The organism is Streptomyces sp. NPDC056948 (assembly GCF_042674225.1).
Lineage (GTDB): Bacteria > Actinomycetota > Actinomycetes > Streptomycetales > Streptomycetaceae > Streptomyces > Streptomyces purpurascens.
The window spans coordinates 1-2617 of record NZ_JBHUQX010000710.1 but is presented as its reverse complement, the minus strand read 5'-3'; the positions used below and the strand labels follow the sequence as shown (position 1 = coordinate 2617).

2 protein-coding genes are annotated in these 2617 nt (G+C 68.8%); one reads left to right on the top strand and one right to left on the bottom strand.

Features of this window, described 5'->3' with window-relative positions:
- Positions 1 to 47 precede the first annotated feature (47 nt).
- Positions 48 to 995 carry a methionyl-tRNA formyltransferase gene (locus ACFTZL_RS43840; protein ID WP_382595913.1) on the bottom strand — a complete coding sequence of 316 codons (948 nt, stop codon included), beginning with the start codon at positions 993 to 995 and terminating at the stop codon, positions 48 to 50.
- Between the two features lie 247 nt (positions 996 to 1242).
- Here ACFTZL_RS43840 and ACFTZL_RS43835 point away from each other — a divergent pair, with 247 nt between their 5' ends.
- Positions 1243 to 2598, top strand: a complete 1356-nt coding sequence (locus tag ACFTZL_RS43835) for a lysine N(6)-hydroxylase/L-ornithine N(5)-oxygenase family protein (RefSeq protein WP_382595910.1) — start codon at positions 1243 to 1245, stop codon at positions 2596 to 2598.
- Positions 2599 to 2617 lie beyond the last annotated feature (19 nt).

Below are 2617 nucleotides of genomic sequence, written 5' to 3'. Positions count from 1 at the left end.
CGGCGGCGATGTGCGGCCGGCCCCGGGACCGTACCGGGGCCGACACGTCAGGGGCGGTTGGTGAGGTAGCCGCCCATGGAGGTGAAGTACTCGGCCGCGGGCAGTTCCCGGCCGTCCTCGGTGCGTACGCGGGTGATGGCGAGGCCCTGGTTGCGGCCGGTGCGGGCGTCGGCGCCGGCGACGATCACCACGCCGTCGCCCTCGCGGTAGAAGACGCGGCCGGGAGTGCCGCCGTAGCGGCCCTCGGACACGAACGCGGCCAGGATGTCGAGCCGCTTGCCGCGGTGGAAGGTGTAGGCGCTGGGGTACGGCTCGGACTGGGCGCGGACCAGGCGCTCCAGGTCCTCGGCCGGCCAGGTCCAGTCGATGCGGCTGTCCACGTCGGCGCGCTTGTGGAAGAAGGACGCCTGGGAGCGGTCCTGCTCGGTGAACTCGGTCTGCCCGGAGGCGATGAGGCCGAGCGCGCCGATGGTGACGGGGGCGATGAGGTCGACGGTCTTGTGGAAGAGGTCGGTGGCGGTGTCCGTCGGACCGACCGGTACCGCCTCCTGCCGGACGATGTCACCGGCGTCGAGCTCGTCGTTCATCATGTGCGCCGTGACGCCCACCTCGGGCTCGCCGTTGATGAGGGCCCAGATCAGCGGGGAGAAGCCGGCGTACTTCGGCAGCAGCGAGTCGTGCACGTTCAGCGTGCCGTGGCGCGGGAGGTCGAAGATGCGCGGGGGGATCCACGTCCGCCAGTTGTTGGCCACGATGATGTCCGCGTCGGCCTCCTTGAGGCGCTCGAACAGCTCGTCGTCGTCCGGGCGGTTGCGGATCAGCACGGGGACGCCGTGCTCCTCGGCGAGGTCGGCGACCGAGTCGCTCCAGATCTTCTCGTACGCGTGCTCGCTCTTGGGGTGTGTCACGACCAGCACGACGTCGTGCTCGGACTCCAGGAGGGCTTGCAGGGTGCGATGCCCCCAGGTCTGGTAACCGAACATGACGACCCGCATGGGGTTCCTCCTCAGAGCAAAGGTATGGCCGAAGCAAGTAAAGCAAGCCTTACCTTAGTCTGCAACGGGTGCCTATGGTGCCCCAGTTGACGGAGCCCCGTCCGCCGCCAGTCCGTTTTGTCCTGTCGACACCTTCGCGGGTTTAGCTTAGGCTCACCTAAGTTCCACGGCGTGCTGCTCCGTTGGCATGCCCGTCTTTCGTTCCCTCCACACCTGACACGCGGCTGCCCCGCACGATGGGAGTGACATGTCGCAGGTTCTTCCTGGTGACGCACAACCGGTCCACGACCTCATTGGCATCGGCTTCGGACCGTCCAATGTGGCCATGGCTATCGCGCTCCGCGAGCACAACGCGCGCGTCGGCAGGCAGGAGGCAGTCACCGCTCACTTCTTCGAGCAGCAGCCCCGCTTCGGCTGGCACCGCGGCATGCTCATCGACGACGCCACCATGCAGGTCTCCTTCCTCAAGGACCTGGTGACGCTGCGGAACCCGTCCAGCGAGTACAGCTTCCTCTGCTACCTGCAGAGCAAGGGCCGGCTGATCGACTTCATCAACCACAAGAACCTCTTCCCGCTGCGCGTGGAGTTCCACGACTACTTCGAGTGGGCGGCGGCCCAGGTCGACGACATGGTGTCCTACGGCCACGAGGTCGTCGGCGTCGCGCCCGTGACCCGTGACGGTGTCGTGGAGTACCTCGACGTGACCGTCCGGTCGGGGGAGGGGCTCGAGGTCCACCGGGCCCGCAACCTCGTCATCGGCACCGGGCTGCGCCCCCTCATGCCCGAGGGCGTGGAGCGCGGCGACCGCGTCTGGCACAACTCCGAACTGCTCGCGAAGGTCGACGAGCTGGAGGGCACGTCACCCGCCCGGTTCGTCGTCGTGGGCGCCGGACAGAGCGCCGCCGAGAACGTCGCCTACCTGCACCGGCGCTTCCCCGAGGCCGAGGTCTGCGCGGTCTTCTCCCGCTACGGCTACAGCCCCGCCGACGACAGCGCCTTCGCCAACCGGATCTTCGACCCCCAGGCGGTCGACGACTACTTCTCGGCACCCGAGGACGTCAAGCGCCGGCTGATGGACTACCACGGCAACACCAACTACTCCGTGGTGGACATCGACCTCATCGACGACCTCTACCGGCAGTCGTACCAGGAGAAGGTCCTGGGCACCGAGCGCCTGCGCTTCATCAACGTCTCCAGGCTCACCGGGGTCAAGGAGACGCCGGCCGGCGCCCGGGCCACCGTGACGTCCCTCGTCACCGGCGAGGAGACCGATCTGGACGCGGACGTCGTGGTCTTCGCCACCGGCTACAGCCAGGCCGACCCCACCGGCCTGCTCGGCGAGGTCGCCGACCGCTGCGCCCGCGACGACGAGGGCCGCGTGCGCGTCGAGCGCGACTACCGCATCGCGACCGACCCCGACCTGCGCTGCGGCATCTACCTGCAGGGCGGCACCGAGCACACGCACGGCATCACGTCGTCCCTGCTCTCCAACACGGCCATCAGGGTGGGCGAGATACTGGACTCGCTCCTCGGCCGTGCCTCGGGACCCGCCGCCGAGGACGTCCGGACACTCGCCGACGACACCGGCAGCCCCGCCCGTTAGCGGGCGGGTGGTTCCACCC